The organism is Pseudomonas sp. LBUM1643, from assembly GCF_059716215.1.
This window is the reverse complement of record NZ_CP166813.1, coordinates 2669520-2689254: the sequence shown is the minus strand read 5'-3', so window position 1 is coordinate 2689254 and position 19735 is coordinate 2669520. Positions and strand designations below refer to the sequence as shown.

Genomic DNA, 19735 nt, shown 5'->3' with positions numbered 1-19735 from the left:
GTGATCATCGAAAATCAGGCACTTGGCGACTTACGCCTGGAAGCGACCCACTTGAACAATCTGCTCAACCACCAACGACTGCGCGCTTCGCGAATTTCGTCGATTTGCATGAAGGTGTAGGGGATGGGCATGGTTTTTTCTTGGATGCGGAGGGTGCGCAGGCCTCTGATTACGTGGCGTGCGTAGAATAATATTGTGATGGAAACAGCTAGCATCCCAAATAGGACAACCATACCGGTAGTGAGGAAGCCGGCTGTTTTAGTAAAAATACTTGCCGCCAAGGTGGTTGCGCCGGCCACCAAAAGAGGGCTATATGCGGCCGATGTTTTTTGCTTGTTTTGCGGACGTGGCTGGACTTTGATTCCATCATATTCGAATGGATGAAATGACGATTTGCCATTTGCCAGGACCAAATACGTCAACGTCACGATCCCTATTGGAACAGGCCACATCATGAGGGCAGCAATACTTGTCTTACCCCAGAATTTGGCCGCAACCAAATAAGCCGAGGTGGAGGCGAACAAACAGAAGACGCTTACGACCGTAATAAGTATCGAAGTCATATACAGAGTAAATTTTTCACACGCATAGACAAGATACAAGGTCCACATAAATGCAGATAAAGACACCACGAAATATATAGGCCAAAAATACCTAAACCCTGAAGGACCAAAGGCGAACAATAAAATAAAAAAACCGAATAAAAACCATGTGAATTTTTTGAGCTTATCTGAGTCAATCATTATGGCTTCTCAATCTTCAACGCGTTGCCAATCACCTCATCCACCCCGAACTCCACCATCGCCCACTGCATTGCCAAACCTGCAACGAATCCAACGGCCACTACCACCACTAATGGCGCTGCTGGAACCGCTAACAGGGCAGCGGCGCCTGCCAAGGCGTACCCGGAACCGACGCCTACAGCAGCCGACAGGATATTAGTGGGCTGGCTGTAAACAGACTTATTATAGAACTCTGTGCCTGTAGTCGAACTTGAATAATCCAGAAATGCTTGCGGACCTACAGCCAGAGCAGCACCGACAGAATTCCCCCCCATGAACTTCAACATGCCAGTAGCGCCATTCGCATGCAGATGTGCACGTTGAGCCAGTGCCGCCTTGGTATTCCCGACAGAGAGATGAGCGACAGACGGCCCAACTTCACCAAGTATCTTATAATGTTTCGCTATAGCAGTTACAGGTATCTCGAAAAACAACTGACCGTTCTTGGAAATTATTTTAATACTGCCTTTGAACGTTTTACTAGCTGACTGAGCGCCGGGGGCTCCCCGACTATTGGCCCAAGAAATCAGCTTTGTTTTCTGCTCAACAGTTAAATCTAGTAAATCAGTTACTTTTCTGGCCTTGGCTGCCGCCATAACGCCGCCTGCAGCAGTTGCAATAGTTCCGGGCAAGTTACCTCCCGAAAACATCAGTTCTCCAATTACTGGAATTTTTTTGGCGGCCTCTTGCAGGGCTTGCAACGCTTCAGCCGATATATTAGTGGCGGACTTCAGTTTCTGCAGGAGTTCACGGAGCAGCAAAGCAGCACTTCTGAATTCATCAGGGCTCATATCCTTGTCGGGAGATGACAGTTGATGCACCAGATATACCGCAGCCGTGTAATCATCAGTCGCGTATTCTCCGGCGAATTGCCCAGGCTGCATGTAGAAATCCATTGCAGACTCGCCTGCAAACCCCTGCTGCCCACGCCCTAGTAGGCCCGGCTGCCTGCGCTCACATCGCATGCTGGCCGAAGTGGGAGGTGTCAGAAAGTTACTCATGTGTGCTCCTTCACTGTCTGCCCGCTCAGGCTCTGAACCGCGGCATCAATCGACCCAGTAGTGCTCCATAATTCGCACCCACGACGCAGATCAGTTTCTTGCAATCGCTGGCAATTTGACGGTGTAAGCAGCTTAGTGATGTCCATATTTCTGCATATATCCTTGGATTCGACCGGAATACCAGCGCGATGGAGTGACCAGTCGAGGTATTCGCGAACTACAATCGGGACGCCAAAATTAACGCTTCCAGCGAGACGTTCCTACCGTTGGCATCGCATCGAGCTGCACTACACCCCTAGAATTCTGTAGGACATAGGCTATAGCCTTCCGCCAATCATCATGCTGGCGGCGGCAGCCGTGTGGCTCACCAGACTGAACCGCTGAGACAACGGATAAATGGGAAAGTGCTAACAGTGTTTCAAAAAAGAGAAACCGGTCACAGTTGCTTGGACGTACACCCAATCGCCCAAAGGAGACACCGCTGAGCCGATGGTGTCAACCTATCGGACGATCAGCTTTAGCATGCTTAGACGCAAATCTGGATTTTGGCACCCAAGGCATCGGGGTGAAAGTTGGGGAAAATCATGCGCTAGCGGCACCAACGCCACCATCGGCCAGTCAGAGGAATCAAGCCGTCGCAAGCGTTCGAATTTTACAAGACGATTAGGTTGGGATGTTTCAAGGACAGTGATGTGTAAATGGATCTTTTAGCGAATGTGCCCAGCTGGGCCGACGTCGAACGCAACCTCGATCAGAAATTCAGCGAATTGAACCAGGGGGTCAACGAGGGCTTGCAGAGCGCTCACGACAACTGGAACGGTTTCACCCGACGCGTCGGCAACGGCGCGAGCCAGGCCTATGGCTACATGGGCGGCCACCGCATCGATGCGGTGAACCGGGCATTTGCTCTCTCCTACCCGATCATCCAGATGGACCTCAAGCGCAAATGGGCCTCGATCGAAATCGAGCAGATCCTTCCCGTGCTGCTGCAACTGGTCAAAGAAGTGTCGATGATTCTGGGTGGCAGCGTTGCGGTTGGCACTATCGCCGGCGGTGCGGCAGGAGCCTTTGCGTTCGGGATTGGCGCAGCACCGGGAGCTGCTGCCGGGGCCGGTATCGGCTTGCAAGTCGGTAACCTGATTCTTATGGGCCTGGGTTTGTCGGCCATCGCTGAGTATTTTTACGACGGCCTCCCCGCCTGCCTCTCCACGTTGCAGGAAGGCATTGCCACTGCATGGCACGCCGAAGAAGGCGTGAAGCCCGCGGGCCTGGACCCCAGCGGCGGCTCTGCCTCGTTGGTCCAGGAACGCACCGAACGCGCAGCGCGACAACTGGCCCGGGGCCAGGAGCAACTGGTGTTGCTGCTGCTCACCGCCATCGTCACCTACCTGACACGCGGCCAGGTGAAAGCGGGCGTCGTGGGCAGCATGGAAAGCATCGCAACACGCAGCGCGAAGCTGCAGGCCGAGATATCGAACAAGCAATTGGCGGGCTGGCTGGCGCGCAATGAGCAGAAGTTGCTGGCTCAGGCTGAGTTGCAGGTGAAGGAGCCGACGCCACTTGCCAAGGCTGAACCGGAGACCATGCGCGAGTACTACGCCAAGCAAGATCCCGACTTCGTGTCCGTGGAAGACCAGATCAAGAAGGTCCAGACCTTCAAGACCAAGGGCTTGTCGAACGAGCAGATCGAAAGCTTCCTGAACACTACGGACGGGGAGAAACTGTTGGGCAAGCTGCAAGCCGCGGCGCCGGATGCCGACGCCACCACCATTTACTCCCGAGCGTTTGACCAGGTGGCATCAGGCTCGACGATTCCAGAAGTCCGGTTGATCAATTCGCCCCTGATCAAGATTGTGCCTGAAGGCCAGAGCGTTTCCCCCTACTCGCCTTTCTTCACAACCCACGAGGAACTGCAGGCAGCCACCAGTTCCGGGCGAACGCTGGCCGACTCGTTCGGCTTGCCATTGGGCAGCGAGGCACCCCGCTATTCCATCTTCGAGATGGCGCCTTTGAAGCCAACCGAGGTATTTGTCAGTAAAGTCGCCCCTACGACAGAATTGAGCGGCGCGATCCAACGCACTGGCGAAGCCTTCCAATACCTGACACCTAACCGTGCCGAGTGGGGAGTGCCAAAATTGATCGGCACGACCTCCAACTAGAGCCCCGTATGAATATTGAACTACTGAAAGAAAAGACACAGAAGCTACGGGCAGCCATTGACGCGCTGAAAGCAAAAGACCCTGCCGCCGCAAAACTGGCCGTGGAGCTGGAACCGCTGCTGATCCTGGCGGAACGTGGCCAGATTCGGGCTCCAATGGAGTGGAGGGATATCCCAGGACGTTACCTGTTCACCGAAGAAGGCTTGCAGCAGTACGCCGAGCTCGAGCATGCCTTCGCCGAGTTCAAAATCGAACTCACCGGCGGAGAATCACCGACGCTGCGTCGACTCAAGGCGCAGATGGAAGAGAAGAAGAACAGCGGTTCGAAGCCTGACTGACAACAGCGCGAACGCGTGACCACGGATGATCAGTCAGCATGGGCGGCTGTCAATTTTGCAGCCGCAACCACACATCAGGGAGAGATCAGTTTGAAGCCGTCCTGTTTCCGCCATGGCCCTTTGGCCTTCATCGCTGCAATGATTTTCACGACGCCCCTGTACGCGGCGGATGCGGAAAAAATACTCGCCGAGGTTGTTAATCAGCAGCAGCAACAGTTACCGATCATGCTCGACTTAGCCACACGCATCGACAACATCACGTACGCAGATCGAACAGTCCATTATAAATTGACGCTGTCGGGGTACGAAGGTCGTCCCGGTGAGCAAGCTTATTATCAAAGCTATCTGGCCCAACAAATAAACAAATCCCTGTGCAGCCAAACCGCGTATTTGTTGGTGCTAGCGTTAGGCAACAAAATCACTTACCAATACAGCAGCGCTGACTTGAAAAACATTGCCGAAGTCACGTTAGCACCGGGCGATTGTAAAGATTGACGTTACTATCAGCAGTCGGTTTTCCAACCTGCAGTTAGTGTCATAGGTTGAAGTGCTCAAACCACTACGCACATCTAAAATTTTTATGTCTCCTATGACTTTCAGACTGGGCGCTCTAGCTTTTGTACTGTACGCAATCATGATCGGTACGTTTTCGATGTATTGGCTCTGTGCACACATTTTACCGATTTACGGACACATTTTATCGAAAACCAAAATCCTTATGACCTCGCCCGAGTTGCCTGGAAGCCGTATCTTTGAGAGCACACCAGACTAGAGAGCAGCCATGATTGATTTGAGAAGCTCGGACGAAGCGCTCTCCAAATACACTGAGCGTTACGATCATCTCCTCCCACCCCCTTCTCCTCAGCTGCGTCAGCGCATGGATTTCATGTTGCAGCCGGACGCCCCCAAGGTAACTAACGAGAAGCCTGGCTGGCTGACTTCCAGGCCTTGCACCCTCACTGAAGAACAGGCACTGGACCGTGCGAAGGGTTGCCTGCTAGGGCTCGCGATTGGCGATGCGGTAGGTACAACGCTGGAATTCTTGCCCCGTGATATCGAACATGTCAGTGACATGGTGGGAGGCGGGCCCTTCAATCTGAAAAAGGGCGAATGGACCGACGATACCAGCATGGCATTGGCCTTGGCGGACACTTACGTAGCAAACAACAATTTCGACTTCCGTGACTTTTCACAACGGCTTTGTCGTTGGTACAAAAACGGCGAGAACAGTCATAACGGAAAGTGTTTCGATATTGGCAATGCCACTCGTGCTGCACTGGAAGGGTCACTGGCACAGGGTGTTGATTGGTACGGTAATGACCATCCATCGACAGCTGGCAATGGGTCAATCATTCGGTTGGCACCCACCGCTATTTTCCGGCGCCACACCTTGTCTGGCACCTGGCGGGAAAGCGCGGCACAGAGCCGATGTACCCACCGGGCCGTAGAGGCAGTGAATGGCTGCGAACTATTGGGTGCACAATTGCACCTGGCTCTCAACGGTGCGGACAAGGAAGAAGCCTTGTCGCCAATGCCAAGAGCCCTGTACCCCCGACCATTGATCATCAATGCAGGCGAGTACAAACAAAAAACCCGCGATCAAATCCGTTCCTCCGGCTACGTCATCGACACGCTGGAAGCGGCACTATGGGCGGTGTGGAACACGGATAACTTCAAGGATGCGATCCTGCTGGCCGCCAATCTGGCGGATGATGCGGACAGCGTGGCAGCTACCGCTGGCCAGATAGCCGGGGCGCTGTACGGAGTATCGGGAATGCCGGAAGAATGGGTCACGCAAGTCGCATGGTCAGAGCATATCCAGGGCTTGGCCCAAAGACTATTCGAGAGGGCTCCACTGCATGACGAAATGGACGCGGTAATTTTTGGCGGAGAACACATCTGAAATGCAAAGACATTTACGTAAATCACGAAGAACTGTTTTCCTTGGGAATCGATGAAACCTCCGGAAGGTTCTACGTTTCATTTCCAGTTAGCAACGGCATGATTGACTACGAGGAGTATTACGAAATAGATCACGCAAGCTTCGAATTTTTTCAACAGAACAGTGTTGCTGCTGTGGATTTCGTTATGAAATGCCGTCGCAGAGAACTGGACGAGTTGCTGATTGAGAAGCCTGGAAATAACAGAGGGTCGGCCATTTAATATTAAGATGGGAACAGATATCGATAATTAACGTTGATTGGACCGCTGAGGGCTTTCCCATGTTAAAGCTACTGAATCAATTAAAAGCTCTTTTCAGGCAAAAAACCGTTCTTCCACCCGTCCCAACGGTGCAGGTAGTTGAAGAAGTCCCCTTGACCGAAATGGCCAAGGAGCCTTCCCAAGTGGAGAGGAACTTGTCCTGGATACCCATCAATCGTGAAATGGAGGTTTTTGTACCGTTGTCACCGCCTGCTTGCCCGGACTTGACGCTTGTTGATGCCCTTCTGCTACAACGCTATCGGGTATTCGTGATAGCGAATGAGCCGGTCGGTTTGACACCACAGAACACGATAAACCACGAAAACGCCGACCAACTGGCCGCTGACTTGTACAAGCAGGCAGAAAATCTTGGTTTTTGTCGAGGCACCGAATCCTCGTTTGAAATCTATTGGCTCATCCAATGTGCAGCCATTGTTTCCCTACTGACTCATGGGCCACAATCGGAACAGTTCCTTGGCTATAGAAAACACGTTGTTCGAAACTCTGACCAGACAGGAGAACAGGCTCAAATGTTTGATGATTACGTGGCGTCACGTAGCTATCAAACCGCTGGAACCGGAAGCGAGCCCTCCTTGAAAACACCAATAACGGCCCTGGATTATATCGACAATGCGATAGCAATCACCGCCCGGGGATACAACAAGTGCCCGGAATACCACATCTACTCAAGCTCGTTGATCCAATTGCAATTCATCAAAAACGTGTTGCTGGGAACTGAAAAAGACAAAGCAAGACTGCACCAATTAACTCTCGGTGACTGGATCGGCAGAGAGTTTGAACCCAACGACCCTGAACTAGCCAGCGCACTGGGGATTGCCCTCTACATTGGCGATCAAATCGCCCGCGGTTTGAAGATTCAGCTGCCGAATGGAATGCCACCAGAAAGTCTTCCTCACCCATAGCATTTTTGCGACTTCATTAATAACGCTTGAGGCAAAAATGATCACCGAGACCCCGCATAGTGCTCGACACGGAACCCTGTTGCTAGCGGGTGAACCTATTCACCTTCCCAACCTTAGCCATTAAAGCCTTTTTTTGCCCATTACAAAATGCGAAATAGCGCTCTTTTAGTGCAATTACTCAGTATAGCCATCACTTTCAACGGCCATTTCTGAAATTAAAATCCCACCGAACGACCGGGATTACCCAAATTAGGTGAACCGCTTCACCTTTTTCGAAATTAATTTCAATTAAAAATTGGATCCACACCCCTCCTCAAACCCTTGAAGTTGCTGGGTTTCAGACCCGTCTGTAAGACAGAACCACCGACTAATGGCAAGCGGACATCATTGCGGCATGTATCAAAAACGAGAAAAAATCCGCTCCCTCGTGAACTTTTGTATGCCAATTGTTGCCATACACCACGTTGCTGGCTAATCGACACTGATATGCCAGCATTCAAAGAAATTATTCCTGGCAGTGCGATAAATGATGTCAAAAACATCAGGGCTCGCACTGTGTGAACAGGTGTTCAATCGAGAAATTAGTGGCTCTTCACGCTCCCGGATAATCCGGGTAGCAATCGTGAAAGGTTCAAGGACGATAAATACCGATGACTCAAGCGTTTGACGTTGAAGCACTGATCAAATTGCGAGGCCAGACCCGGGCTATTTCCGATGCGCTCAAGACGCAAGCTTCGGATTACCTGTCGACCCTGGCATTGCTGATCCGTCCGCAGTCGTTTTTCGGTGAGTACCTGCAAGGCGCGCAACGCAGCAGCGGGCGCGAGACCCAGCACCATTTCAAAGAGCTCAAGGAACTGTACGACCGCATCGGTTCGGCCTCGCCGTTCCAGCTGGTCAATGAGCTTGAAGTCCCCCTCAACCTGATCAGTACGACGCCGGAATTGTTCCCGCTGGAGTACGACAAGGTGCTGTCGCAGAGCGGTCAATCCATTCGCATCACCAGCCCTGTGCGCTGGGTGGTCGGGTTCAGTTCGTTTGACCTGGCCCGTTTTCGCACCGTCATCAAAGACCCCAATCGCAGCAGCGCCGAGCTGTACCGTTTCGTCGTGCACTACCTGGTGCTGTTCTACTGCCTGAGCAAGTCACCGGGGTTGAGCCGATTGCTGGAAGGCCTGCGTTTTCCCGTCAGTTTCGAACGGTTGAAAGACTTTGGTGACCTGCCCTTTTGCGTGATCAGTTCGCCCGTACGGGCCCAGCTGCCTGATGATGCGGTGATCCGCAGCAGCACCCAGATCGCCGGCAATACCAGCTTCGAAGAGCTGGTAGGCCACGAGAATATTTTGGAAATGAACGATGAAATCCGTCAGCGCCTTCTGCTGACGATCGAAGGAATGTAACGCGCCAGGCCGACTGTTGAGCCTAGACGCAAATGACTTGCAGCGAATTTGTTCGCACCAGGAGATGACGATGGCGAAGAAGGAAAGTACCCAGCACAAACTCGATCGCGTTCGCGCGCCTCGGGTCCATATCACTTACGACGTGGACATCGGTGATGCTCAGGAAAAGAAAGAGCTGCCCTTTGTCGTCGGTGTGCTGGGCGATTTCTCCGGCAACCCGCTGGAGCCGCTGCCGAAGCTCAAGGACCGCAAGTTCATCTTCATCGACCGCGATAACTTCAACGGTGTGCTCAAGGGCATCAAGCCGCGCCTGACTTACCGGGTCGACAACACCCTGGCCAAGAACGGCACGCAGCTGGGCGTCGAGCTCAACTTCAATGCCCTCGAAGACTTCGAGCCGCAGAACGTGGTCAAGCAGGTCGAGCCGCTGCGCAAACTGCTGGAAGTGCGCAACAAGCTGGCTGATCTGCGCAACAAGATGGGCGGCAATGACAAGCTCGAAGAGCTGCTCATGGACGTGCTGCAGAACACTGAGAAGTTGAAAACGCTGGGCAAGGAATTCGGCCGCGAAGCCGCGGTTCCAGCCACCGATGGCAAACAGTAGGAGCCTGAAGATGAACGACAAGCAAACCGTGACTCAACAGGACAGCGAATTGGTTGAAGTGGAAAACTTCGCCCCGCAATCCTCACTGCTCGACAGCATCATTTCGGAAAGCCGCGTGGCTCGCTCCGAGACCGAGCGCACCCGTACCCGTGACTTGATCGGTGAACTGGTCGGCCAGGTGCTGGAAGGCGAAATGACGCCGAGCAAGGACCTGATTGCCGTGCTCGACGCGCGCATCGCCGAAATCGACGCGATGCTTTCCGAGCAGATGAACGAAATCATGCATGCCCGCGAATTCCAGCAACTGGAAGCGTCGTGGCGTGGCCTGAAGTATCAGGTGGACCAGACCGAAACCAGCACCACGCTGAAGATTCAACTGCTCAACGCCTCGAAGAAAGACCTGGTGCGCGACCTCAAGGCAGCCTCCGAATTCGACCAGAGCGCCCTGTTCAAAAAGATCTACGAAGAAGAATACGGCACCTTTGGTGGTGCACCGTTCGGCATGCTGCTGGGTGACTACGAGTTCAATCGCAGCCCGGAAGACATGTACCTGCTGGAAGAGATTTCCCATGTCGCCGCAGCGGCCCACGCACCGTTCATCTCGGCGGCCTCGCCTGAGCTGTTCGGCTGGGATTCGTTTACCGACATGTCCGGCCCACGGGACCTGGCAAAGATTTTCGACACCGTCGAATACGCCAAGTGGAAGTCGTTCCGCGCTTCCGAAGATTCCCGTTACGTCGGTTTGACCTTGCCGCACGTGCTGGGTCGCCTGCCGTATGGCCCGGATACCACGCCGGTCGAAGAATTCAACTTCGTTGAAAGCGTCGACGGTCGCGACCACAACAAATACCTGTGGATGAACGCCGCCTACGCCCTGGGCACCCGGGTCACCGACGCGTTCTCCCGTTATGGCTGGTGTGTCGCGATTCGCGGTGTCGAGGGTGGCGGTCTGGTTGAAGGCCTGCCGACTCACACATTCAAGACCGACGACGGCGAAATCGCCCTCAAGTGCCCGACCGAAATCGCCATCACCGACCGCCGTGAAAAAGAGCTGTCGGACCTCGGTTTTATCCCGCTGGTGCACTGCAAAGGCACCGACTACGCCGCGTTCTTCGGCACCCAGTCGACGCAAAAGCAGAAGCATTACAACACCGACATCGCCAACGCCAACGCCCGTCTCTCGGCGCAGTTGCAGTACATCTTCGCCACCTCGCGTATCGCTCACTACATGAAGGCGATCATGCGCGACAAGATCGGCAGCTTCGCTTCGCGCAAGGACGTGGAGATGTTCCTCAACAAGTGGCTGTCGAGCTACGTGTTGCTGGACGACACCGCGAGCCAGGAAGCGAAAGCCAAGTTCCCGTTGCGCGAAGCGCGGGCCGAAGTGTTTGAGGTTCCGGGCAAGCCAGGCGTGTACAAGGCGGTGACCTACCTGCGTCCGCATTATCAACTGGATGAGCTGACCGCTTCGTTGCGTCTGGTTGCCGAATTGCCGCAATCGACTCGCGGCTGATCGGCATCATTGCCAAGGAGGCAAGATGAGTAGTCAACACAAGCTGTTGCCATCGTTGCTGGATCGATTGCTGGACGATCATCCGCATCAGTCCATGGAAGCCTCATCGCAACGCTTGTGTTCGCTGGCCGATTACAAGGCCAGTATCGTTCGTGACCTGGAGGTACTGGTGAACACTCGCCAGTCCCTGGTCGCCAACGAGCTGGAGGGTTTCGTCAATTTGAACGGAACCATCCTTGACTACGGCATGCCGGATTTCACCAGTCGCAGTGTGCTGGATCCGCAGGATCGCCTGCTGATTCAACGCCAGCTGGAGAAGGCGATCTCCGTCGGCGACCGGCGGTTTCGCAGCGTCAAAGTCCAACTGCTCGCACAACAAACCGGCCAACGCATGCTGACCTTTCGCGTGGACGCAGTACTGCGCCTGCAGGACATCACCCGTCAGGTTTCCTTCGACGCGGTGCTGCAGGTCAACACCCAGGAATACAAAGTGCAGAACCTCAACTGATGCTCGACGATCTGCTCCCCTATTACGAAAAGGAACTGTCGCACCTGCGCTTCTTAGGGCAGGAGTTTGCGAGTCAGTACCCGAAGATTGCTTCGCGGTTGCTCATCGAGGGCGATAACTGCGAAGACCCGCACACCGAGCGCTTGATCGAAGCGTTCTCGTTCCTGTCTGCACGCGTGCATAAAAAACTCGATGACGAGTTGCCTGAAATCGTCGAGTCGTTTCTCGAAGTGCTGTACCCGCATTACCTGCGCCCTACCCCGTCGATGTCGATTGTCGAGTTCAACCTGGGCAAGCAGGAAAAAGTCACCGAAGCCTTCCGCGTGGCCCGACACACCGAGCTCAGCGCCAACCCGATTGATGGCGTGGTGTGCAAATTCCGCACCTGCTACCCGGTTGAACTGTGGCCGGTAGCGGTGCATCAAGCCTCGTTCATCGAGATGGAGCGTTCGGCGTTCAACGGCCACAGCGCTGACCTGGTCGCACGCCTGCGCATCGGTCTGAGCGCCACGTCCGATGTGATGTTCGGCAAGATGGAGCTGGACCGCCTGCGGTTTTTCCTCGACGGCGAAAGCACCCTGATGCTGCAGCTGTATGAGTTGCTGTTCAACAACCTGGCCAAAGCCACGTTGAGCTTCGAAGATCAGGGCCGCACGCGCGAAATCACGTTGCCGGCGAACGCCTTGAAAGCCGTGGGTTACGGTCTGGACGAAGGTCTGGTGGATTACTCGGAGCGCTCGTTTCTGGGTTACCGCTTGCTGCACGAATATTTCACCTTCCCGGACAAGTTCATGTTCTTCGACCTGTCGGGGTTTGCACGACTGTTGGCGGGCCAGAATCTCGAGAAAATCGAGATCAACTTCTACTTTTCCGATTACGACCTGAGTGATCGCCTGGCGCGTCTGACGCAGAACATCGGCCGCAACAACTTCAAGCTCAATTGCACCCCGATCATCAACCTGTTCCGCCAGCAGGCCGAGCCGATCAAGCTGACCCACGCCCAGCACGAGTACGCGGTGACGCCCGACGTGCGCCTGCAAAGCTCGGCGGAAGTGGTGTCCATCGATCGCGTGCGTCGGGTGCGCAAAGTCGGCGGCATCGACCAGGTCGCCACCTGCCATCCGTTCTTCGAACCGCGAGGCGACCAAGGTCCCGGCCAAAGCTTCTGGATTGCCCGGCGTCGCCCGGTACAGACCCAGCAGCGCGATGGCTCGAACATGTTTATCCGCGTCGTGGATCGTGAGCTGGAACTGCTGGATTCCAGCAACGACACCTTGAGCATCCGTCTGACCTGCAGCAATCGCGACCTGCCCTTGATGCTGCCGTTCGGCGGCGAGCGCGGCGATTTCAGTATTCCGGGCAACTCGGTCATCAGCGACATCCGTTGCTTGCGCAAACCCACCGCCACCGCTCGCGTGCCGCTGGGCAACGGGGTGATCTGGCGGTTGATCTCGCACTTGTCGCTCAACCACATGTCGCTGGTGTCCCGCGGTCGCGACGTGCTGCTGGAGCTGCTGTCGCTCTACAACTACCGCAACGTTTCGGCGATCCGCAAACAGATCAACGGCATTGTCTCGGTCACTAGCGAACCGGTGGTGGCACGCATCGGTCACCCGCGCCCGAACTTCGTGCGCGGTGTCGGCATCACCCTGAATTTCGATGAAAGCCAGTACACCGGCAGCGGTGTGTTTTTGTTCGGCATGGTGCTGGACCACTTCTTTGGCCAGTACTGCAGCATGAACAGCTTTACCCAATTAACCCTTCGCACCTTGCAGCGCGAAAAGAGAGTCGTCCAATGGCCACCTCGAACCGGCGATCAACCCCTGGTCTGATCGACCAGGCACGGGCTGAGCCGCACCGATTCGAATTTTTCCAATTGGTGCGATTGCTCCGCCTGCATTACAGCAGAACCGGGCGCATGGACCTGGACACCCGACCGCACGAAGACCCTTTGCGTTTTCGCTCACAGCTGTCCCTGAACTTCCCTGCCAGCGAAGTCAGCGACTTGCAGTTCGAGCGTGAAGGCAAGGTGTCGGCGGCAGGTCTGCCGCTGTCCGAGGTGCAAGTCACGTTCATGGGACTGGTCGGGCCGTCGGGTGTGCTGCCGCGCCCGTACACCGAGCTGCTGATCGAACGGCACGTCCAGTACCGGGACGACGCGGCCCATGCGTTCCTCGATATTTTCTCCCACCGCATGACCACGCTGTTTTACGAAGCGTGGCAAAAATACAAGTTCTACATCGAGTACGAACGCAACGGCACCTCGGATTTTGATCGCTACCTGCTCAATCTGGTGGGCTTTGGTCCCGAGGCGCAGAAGCAGAAATTCGACAAGCAAGGCTCACCCCTGCGTCGCGAATTATTCAGCTACTTTTCCGGTCTGTTCGCACAGAAACCACGCAATGCGATGAACCTCGAAGCCATGCTGAGCTTCTATTTTTCGTTGCCGTTCAAGGTCAAGCCGTTTGCCGGTCGCTGGTTGAAACTCGATGCCAGCCAATGCACGCAACTGGGTCGCAAGAACGCGGTGCTCGGACAAAGCGCTGTCGCCGGGAACCGTGTCTGGGACTACCAATCGTGCGTACGCATCGAGACGGCCCCGCTGGACCTGTCCGACTATCAACGCTTCCAGCCCGGCACCGTGGACTACCAGAAACTGGTGGAACTGGTGCGGTTCTACGTCGGTGCCGAACTGGACTTCCAGTTGGCACCCAAGCTCAAACCCGAAGCAGTACCCGCGGCCCGCCTCGGTCGCCAGGGCAACGTGTCACTGGGCTGGCTCGGCTGGCTCAAACGCCCTGGCGTCGACGTGGAACCCTCCCGTTGCGCCCTCTTCCACATTCCTTTTGATGGGGTCTCCCTGTGAACCTGAAGTCCCTGTTTGCCAAACTGAACGACACCAGCCGCACCGCGACAGAAAGTGCGGCGGCCCTGTGTCTCTCGGAACAGCATTACGACGTCGAAATCGAGCACCTGTTGTTGCAGTTGCTGGACAGCAACGACAACGACCTGCCGGTCATCCTGCGTCACTACGACGTGGTGCCCGATCGCCTGCAGGCGCAACTGGTGACGGCGCTGGGGACCTTCAAAAAGGGCAATACCCGCACGCCTGCGTTGTCGCCGCACATCACGCGCATGATCGAGCAGGCCTGGGTGCTGGCCTCCATCGAATTCGGCCAGGGGCAGATTCGCACCGGCTATCTGTTGCAGGCTTTGCTCGATGACGACGAACTGCGCCGGGTGGTGATCGCCTCCGCCCCGGAGCTGGAAAAAATCAATGCCGACGATTTGCGCGTGAACCTTGGCGCGCTGGTCGAAGGCAGCACCGAATCGCAACAGGCCAAACCCCTGGCCGGTGCAGACGTCAGTACCCGCAGCACGGTCAAAGGCAACGGCAAGACCCCGGCCCTCGATCAATACACCGTCAACCTGACGCAAAGCGCTCGCGAAGGCCGGATTGACCCGGTGCTGGGCCGTGAGTTCGAGGTCCGGCAGATGGTCGACATCCTGACCCGCCGCCGCCAGAACAACCCGATCCTGACCGGTGAAGCCGGCGTGGGTAAAACCGCCGTGGTGGAAGGCCTGGCGCTGCGCATCATTCAAGGTGATGTGCCGTCGGTACTCAAAGACGTCGCCATTCACACCCTGGACCTGGGCTTGCTCCAGGCCGGTGCCGGTGTGAAAGGCGAGTTTGAGAACCGTCTCAAATCCGTCATCGAAGAAACCAAACGCAGCCTTCATCCAATCATCCTGTTCATCGACGAGGCACACACCTTGATCGGGTCCGGTGGTCAGGCCGGACAGAACGACGCGGCCAATCTGCTCAAGCCAGCCTTGGCTCGGGGCGAACTGCGCACCATCGCCGCGACGACCTGGGCCGAATACAAAAAGTACTTCGAGAAAGACGCTGCACTCGCCCGCCGCTTCCAGGTGGTGAAGGTCGAAGAGCCGGACGAAGACAAGGCGATCCACATGCTGCGCGGCCTGCTGGCCAAGATGCAGGATCACCACAAGGTCACGGTAATGGACGAAGCACTGGTGCAAGCCGTGCGGCTGTCCAATCGCTACATCACCGGCCGCCAGTTGCCGGACAAGGCCGTGAGCGTTCTGGACACGGCCTGCGCGCGAGTCGCCCTGGGCCAGTCTGCACAACCGGGACCCCTCGAAGACTGCAAGCGGCAGATCGACAACCTGCAGGCCGAGATCACCGTGCTGGAACAGGAAGCCGCCAAAGGCAGCGACCATGCGCGCCGCCTGGCCACCCTGCACACCGAGCTGCAGGCACAGCAGCAGACCCGCGACGCACTGGAACAACAGTGGCAGCGTGAGCTGGAACTGGTGGAAAAACTCGGCGCCCTCAGCCATCCGGACAACAAGGCGCCCGATGCCCGGGAGATTGCCGCTGTGCGTGCCGAATTGACCAGCGTCCAGGGTGAACAACCACTGGTGCATGCCCTGGTGGACGGCGGAACCATTGGCGAAGTGATTTCCGGCTGGACCGGTATCCCGTTGGGCAAAATGCTCCGCGACGAGATCGAAACCGTCCAGCGCCTGCCTGCCCTGCTGGGCGAACGCGTGCTCGGACAAGATCACGCGCTGCATGAAATCGGCAAGCGCATCAAGGTGTCCCGGGCCCGCATGGAAGACCCGAACAAACCCATCGGCGTGTTCCTGTTGCTCGGCCCGAGCGGCGTCGGCAAGACCGAAACCGCCCTGGCCCTGGCCGACACCCTGTACGGCGGCGAGCGTAACGTCATCACCATCAATATGTCCGAGTACCAGGAAGCCCACACGGTCTCGAGCCTCAAGGGATCGCCGCCGGGTTACGTCGGCTATGGCGAAGGCGGCGTGCTGACCGAAGCGGTACGGCGCAAGCCTTACAGCGTGGTGCTGCTGGATGAAGTGGAAAAAGCCCACCCGGACGTACTCGAGCTGTTTTTCCAGGTCTTCGACAAAGGTGTGCTGGATGACGGTGAAGGCCGGGAGATCAACTTCCGCAACACCGTGATCATCCTCACGTCCAACACCGGCACTGATCGCATCATGCAGTGGTGCCTGAACGCCGAGCAGCAACCGACGCCGGAAGACATCGTCGAAGGCCTGCGCGACGAGCTGAACCAGGTGTTCAAACCCGCGTTCCTCGGTCGCCTGACCATCGTCCCCTACTACCCGGTCAAGGACGCCATTCTGGAGCGCATCGTCGCGCTCAAGCTGGAGCGCATTCGCAAGCGTTTCGAGCGCAATCATCAGGCGGTCCTGAGCTACGACGAGGCGCTGGTCAAAGCCATTGCATCGCGTTGCACGGAAGTCGACAGCGGCGCCCGCAACATCGACAACATTCTGTCGAAGACCCTGATGCCGGAACTGGCCCAACGGGTCCTGGAACGGATGGCGCAGGACAAGCCGATTCAAAGTCTGAAGATCGAGTTGGGCAGCGACGGCGATTTCGCCTACAGCCTGTGCTGAACGAGCATTTAAAGGTAACCCTCATGGATAACCAACAAGCAAGGAAGCGCTCTGCGCAACCCGCATTTGCCAAATGCCTGATCGCCGCAGCCATGATGATGGTGCTGACGGCCTGTGGCGTCACCGACCGTGTCGGCAAGCGCGTGGACGACACGTGGGCCGGCGACATGCTGTTCGACGATAACGAAAAGGTCATCCTGACGTCCGACGGCGGCAATCAGCTCAATCCCGACGAAACCGGCAAGCCGCTGTCCGTGGTGATGCGTGTGTACCAGCTGAGTTCGCTTGAGCGCTTTTCGTCCACCGACGCCGACTCCCTGTGGGACGACCCGCAAAAAGCCCTCGGCAATACCTTGATCGAGAACCGCGAAATCACCTTGCTGCCAGGCATGGGTCAAGTCGACCGCTGGCCGTTGAACAAGGCCGCGAGCTATGTCGGCGTCGCCGCGTTTTTCCGCTCGGATGAAGACAGTCGCTGGAAGGTCGCGTTTGATGCCAACTCCCTGCGCAAAGAAGGCATCTGGTTCTCCGCCGATGGCCTGCGGGTGCTGGTGGACAACAACACGGTCACGGCCGTTGCTGGCGTCGACGTCTTGAACAGACCCAAGACCGCCGAACAACTCGCCCAGGCCGCCACTTCGCCGGAAGAAAACACCTTGACCCAACGCCTTCAGGACGCGGCCCTGCAGCAAGCGGAAGACACCGCGACCAGCTCCGCGAAGAAAGCGACCGAATCAAAATTAAACTCTCTATTGGATGGCGTTCATGAGTAAGCAGAGCCGGGTGATGTGGTCGGAAGGCATGTTCCTTTTGCCGCAGCATTTCCAATACCAGGATGAGTTCCACCAGCATCAGTTGGCGGAGTCGACACTGCGCAGCACGCCGTTTCATTGGGGCGTGCAGATGCTCCAGGTTGACGAAGAAGCCCTCGCGACCGGCTCTCTGCAACTCAAACGACTGAAGCTGGTGTTCCCGGACGGTAGCCTGTTCGACGCGCCGCAGCATGATCCGCTGCCGGCCGCCCGAGACTTGAAAGACTTGCTCAAGGGCAACGACCTGAAGGTCTACGCCGCGCTGAAACTGCCTGAGCCCTTCGGCATGAACTACGTTGAAGACGGTCAGGAACAGAAGAGCGCGCGCCGTTTTCGCAAGCAGTTCGACACCCTGCCGGACTTGAACGAAGGCGACCTCGAAAACGAAATCACCAGCCTGCGCCTGAACGTCGTGATGCTGATCGACGGCGACAATCTGGACGGTTACAGCTATTGCCCGATCGCCCGCCTGTCGCGCAACAACATCGGCGGGTTCAACCTCGATGCGCACTTCGTGCACCCCACGCTGCACGTCGGTACGCATGAAACGCTGATCGGCCTGGGCAAACGCCTGCTCGGCGCCCTGCAATCGAAAAGCAAGGCACTGTCGGGCCGTCGTCGTGAACGGGCGGATCAGATTGCCGAGTTTGGCTCCAGCGACGTGACGCTGTTCTGGCTGCTGAACACGGTCAACCGGGCTCACCCTAGCCTGGCGCACCTGCTCGCTCACCCCCGCCTGCACCCCGAGCGCCTGTATCTGTTTCTGGCCGAACTGGCCGGTGGATTGCTGACGTTCTCGCTGGATACGCAACTCAACGATATCCCCGAGTACGACCACCACGACCCGGCGGCCTCGCTGGTCAAGCTCGATGAAATGATCCGGGTGCTGCTCGACAACGTCGTGCCCAACCAGTGCGTCGTGATCAACCTGACCCAGACCAAGCCTTCGTACTGGCAGGGCCAATTGCTCGACCCGCGCCTGGCCGAGGCGGATTTCTATATTTCCGTGCACGCCGACATGCCCGGCTCCAGCCTGCTGGAACTGGTGCCGCGCGCGTTCAAGGTGGGCTCGCCGGAAGACATCGAAGTTGTGGTCAACAGCGCCATGCCGGGGGTCACGCTCAATCACTCGACCCGCTTGCCCAATGCGATTCCGGTGCGTCTGGACAATCACTACTTCTCCATCGAGCCCCATGGCCGCGTGTACGAACGAATGATGAGTGCCCAGGCCATCTCTTTTTACGCACCCAGCGCCTTTACCAATCTCAAGCTTGAACTGATGGCGGTACTCAAATGACTGAAGCCGTAATGCAAGGCGCCGTGACGGCCGCAACCGAAAAACCGGGTTTGAAAGACCTGGTGCAAGACTTCATCAGCATGGCGCTGATCGTGCGCAAGGGCCGGCAAGTGACGTCGGTCACGGCCTTCGAAGCGAGCGTCGACAACTTTTTCTCGACACTGGAGCGCGAAGCCCGCAGCGCCAACTACAGCGTTGAGCAGGTCAAGGACACCCAATACGCCTTGTGCGCGTTCCTCGACGAAAGCGTGTTGCGCTCCGGCGACAACGAACTGCGGCGTCACTTCGAGCTGCAGCCGCTGCAGTTCCGTTATTTCGGCGTGCACCTGGCGGGTGAAGGCTTTTTCGAGAAAATCGATTCGCTGCGCAGCGACGTCAAAAAGAACCTCGACGTGCTCGAGGTGTACCACCTGTGCCTGGCGCTGGGTTTCGAAGGCAAGTTCAGCCTCGGTCAGAAAGACCAGCTGCGTTACCTGGCCAACACGCTGGGCCAGGACATCGCCCGTTATAAAAAAACGCCCAAAGCGCTTTCACCTGACTGGGCATTGCCCGACCAGGTCTCGCAGATGCTTCGACACGAAGTACCCGTTTGGCTCTACCTGGCGCTCATTGCGCTGGTCTGCGTAGGGGTTTACCTGACGCTGGACTGGCTGTTGGCCAAGGACGTAGCCGCACTGTCCGAACAAATCAGCCAGCTGTTCAGTGCCTGATCCCAGGTCAGGTAATCGAG

Annotated in this window: 18 protein-coding genes; 16 read left to right on the top strand and 2 right to left on the bottom strand. The window is 56.5% G+C overall.

Going from position 1 to position 19735, the window contains the following annotated elements; genetic code table 11:
- Positions 1-14: 14 nt before the first annotated feature.
- Both ACA063_RS12165 and ACA063_RS12160 read right to left on the bottom strand, forming a co-directional pair.
- Positions 15-743, bottom strand: coding sequence for a hypothetical protein (locus tag ACA063_RS12165; protein WP_497666057.1), 729 nt, complete (start codon positions 741-743; stop codon positions 15-17).
- Positions 743-1783: a hypothetical protein gene (locus tag ACA063_RS12160; protein WP_497666056.1), complete on the bottom strand. Its 1041-nt coding sequence runs from the start codon at positions 1781-1783 to the stop codon at positions 743-745. Before ACA063_RS12160 ends, ACA063_RS12165 begins: the two co-directional genes overlap by 1 nt.
- A 698-nt stretch (positions 1784-2481) precedes the next feature.
- Here ACA063_RS12160 and ACA063_RS12155 point away from each other — a divergent pair.
- The 16 genes from ACA063_RS12155 (at position 2482) to icmH (ending at position 19715) form a co-directional block, all read left to right on the top strand.
- Positions 2482-3942 carry a DUF6861 domain-containing protein gene (locus ACA063_RS12155; RefSeq protein ID WP_497666055.1) on the top strand — a complete coding sequence of 487 codons (1461 nt, stop codon included), beginning with the start codon at positions 2482-2484 and terminating at the stop codon, positions 3940-3942.
- Between the two features lie 8 nt (positions 3943-3950).
- Positions 3951-4280, top strand: a complete 330-nt coding sequence (locus ACA063_RS12150; RefSeq protein WP_497666054.1) for a hypothetical protein — start codon at positions 3951-3953, stop codon at positions 4278-4280.
- Positions 4281-4295: 15 nt separating this feature from the next.
- Positions 4296-4775 carry a hypothetical protein gene (locus ACA063_RS12145; RefSeq protein ID WP_497666053.1) on the top strand — a complete coding sequence of 160 codons (480 nt, stop codon included), beginning with the start codon at positions 4296-4298 and terminating at the stop codon, positions 4773-4775.
- A 286-nt stretch (positions 4776-5061) separates the two neighbouring features.
- A complete protein-coding gene (tri1, locus tag ACA063_RS12140) occupies positions 5062-6183 on the top strand; it encodes an ADP-ribosylarginine hydrolase Tri1 (RefSeq protein WP_497666052.1) in 1122 nt (373 codons plus the stop codon).
- Positions 6180-6443, top strand: a complete 264-nt coding sequence (locus ACA063_RS12135; RefSeq protein WP_497666510.1) for a hypothetical protein — start codon at positions 6180-6182, stop codon at positions 6441-6443. The genes tri1 and ACA063_RS12135 overlap by 4 nt, the downstream gene beginning before the upstream one ends.
- A gap of 59 nt (positions 6444-6502) precedes the next feature.
- Complete coding sequence (locus tag ACA063_RS12130; protein ID WP_497666051.1) at positions 6503-7405, top strand: immunity protein Tsi6 family protein; 903 nt, start codon at positions 6503-6505, stop codon at positions 7403-7405.
- Between the two features lie 650 nt (positions 7406-8055).
- Entirely contained in the window at positions 8056-8805 is a 750-nt protein-coding gene (locus tag ACA063_RS12125) for a hypothetical protein (protein WP_162439816.1), read from the top strand.
- Between the two features lie 70 nt (positions 8806-8875).
- A complete protein-coding gene (gene tssB / locus ACA063_RS12120; protein WP_194693663.1) occupies positions 8876-9409 on the top strand; it encodes a type VI secretion system contractile sheath small subunit in 534 nt (177 codons plus the stop codon).
- Between the two features lie 10 nt (positions 9410-9419).
- Positions 9420-10922, top strand: a complete 1503-nt coding sequence (gene tssC, locus ACA063_RS12115; protein ID WP_162439818.1) for a type VI secretion system contractile sheath large subunit — start codon at positions 9420-9422, stop codon at positions 10920-10922.
- Between the two features lie 25 nt (positions 10923-10947).
- Positions 10948-11430: a type VI secretion system baseplate subunit TssE gene (gene tssE / locus ACA063_RS12110; RefSeq protein ID WP_162439819.1), complete on the top strand. Its 483-nt coding sequence runs from the start codon at positions 10948-10950 to the stop codon at positions 11428-11430.
- The gene (gene tssF / locus ACA063_RS12105) at positions 11430-13262 is read left to right on the top strand and encodes a type VI secretion system baseplate subunit TssF (RefSeq protein WP_497666050.1); all 1833 of its coding nucleotides are present in this window, start codon (positions 11430-11432) and stop codon (positions 13260-13262) included. Before tssE ends, tssF begins: the two co-directional genes overlap by 1 nt.
- Positions 13226-14296 (top strand): type VI secretion system baseplate subunit TssG, encoded by a 1071-nt coding sequence (gene tssG, locus ACA063_RS12100; RefSeq protein WP_497666049.1) that lies wholly within the window; start codon positions 13226-13228, stop codon positions 14294-14296. Before tssF ends, tssG begins: the two co-directional genes overlap by 37 nt.
- A complete protein-coding gene (tssH, locus tag ACA063_RS12095) occupies positions 14293-16896 on the top strand; it encodes a type VI secretion system ATPase TssH (protein WP_497666048.1) in 2604 nt (867 codons plus the stop codon). The genes tssG and tssH overlap by 4 nt, the downstream gene beginning before the upstream one ends.
- Before the next feature lie 23 nt (positions 16897-16919).
- Positions 16920-17669, top strand: coding sequence for a type VI secretion system lipoprotein TssJ (tssJ, locus tag ACA063_RS12090; RefSeq protein WP_497666047.1), 750 nt, complete (start codon positions 16920-16922; stop codon positions 17667-17669).
- Positions 17662-19005: a type VI secretion system baseplate subunit TssK gene (gene tssK / locus ACA063_RS12085; protein WP_162439824.1), complete on the top strand. Its 1344-nt coding sequence runs from the start codon at positions 17662-17664 to the stop codon at positions 19003-19005. Before tssJ ends, tssK begins: the two co-directional genes overlap by 8 nt.
- Positions 19002-19715 (top strand): type IVB secretion system protein IcmH/DotU, encoded by a 714-nt coding sequence (icmH, locus tag ACA063_RS12080; RefSeq protein ID WP_497666046.1) that lies wholly within the window; start codon positions 19002-19004, stop codon positions 19713-19715. The genes tssK and icmH overlap by 4 nt, the downstream gene beginning before the upstream one ends.
- The last annotated feature ends 20 nt before the right edge of the window (positions 19716-19735 follow it).

Excerpts from the sequence above, each read along its gene's own strand:
- ACA063_RS12165 (WP_497666057.1), bottom strand. The coding sequence starts at position 743 with ATGATTGACTCAGATAAGCTCAAAAAATTCACATGGTTTTTATTCGGT.
- ACA063_RS12160 (WP_497666056.1), bottom strand. The coding sequence starts at position 1,783 with ATGAGTAACTTTCTGACACCTCCCACTTCGGCCAGCATGCGATGTGAG.
- ACA063_RS12155 (WP_497666055.1), top strand. The coding sequence starts at position 2,482 with ATGGATCTTTTAGCGAATGTGCCCAGCTGGGCCGACGTCGAACGCAAC.
- ACA063_RS12150 (WP_497666054.1), top strand. The coding sequence starts at position 3,951 with ATGAATATTGAACTACTGAAAGAAAAGACACAGAAGCTACGGGCAGCC.
- tri1 (WP_497666052.1), top strand. The coding sequence starts at position 5,062 with ATGATTGATTTGAGAAGCTCGGACGAAGCGCTCTCCAAATACACTGAG.
- ACA063_RS12130 (WP_497666051.1), top strand. The coding sequence starts at position 6,503 with ATGTTAAAGCTACTGAATCAATTAAAAGCTCTTTTCAGGCAAAAAACC.
- ACA063_RS12125 (WP_162439816.1), top strand. The coding sequence starts at position 8,056 with ATGACTCAAGCGTTTGACGTTGAAGCACTGATCAAATTGCGAGGCCAG.
- tssB (WP_194693663.1), top strand. The coding sequence starts at position 8,876 with ATGGCGAAGAAGGAAAGTACCCAGCACAAACTCGATCGCGTTCGCGCG.
- tssC (WP_162439818.1), top strand. The coding sequence starts at position 9,420 with ATGAACGACAAGCAAACCGTGACTCAACAGGACAGCGAATTGGTTGAA.
- tssE (WP_162439819.1), top strand. The coding sequence starts at position 10,948 with ATGAGTAGTCAACACAAGCTGTTGCCATCGTTGCTGGATCGATTGCTG.
- tssF (WP_497666050.1), top strand. The coding sequence starts at position 11,430 with ATGCTCGACGATCTGCTCCCCTATTACGAAAAGGAACTGTCGCACCTG.
- tssG (WP_497666049.1), top strand. The coding sequence starts at position 13,226 with ATGGCCACCTCGAACCGGCGATCAACCCCTGGTCTGATCGACCAGGCA.
- tssJ (WP_497666047.1), top strand. The coding sequence starts at position 16,920 with ATGGATAACCAACAAGCAAGGAAGCGCTCTGCGCAACCCGCATTTGCC.
- tssK (WP_162439824.1), top strand. The coding sequence starts at position 17,662 with ATGAGTAAGCAGAGCCGGGTGATGTGGTCGGAAGGCATGTTCCTTTTG.
- icmH (WP_497666046.1), top strand. The coding sequence starts at position 19,002 with ATGACTGAAGCCGTAATGCAAGGCGCCGTGACGGCCGCAACCGAAAAA.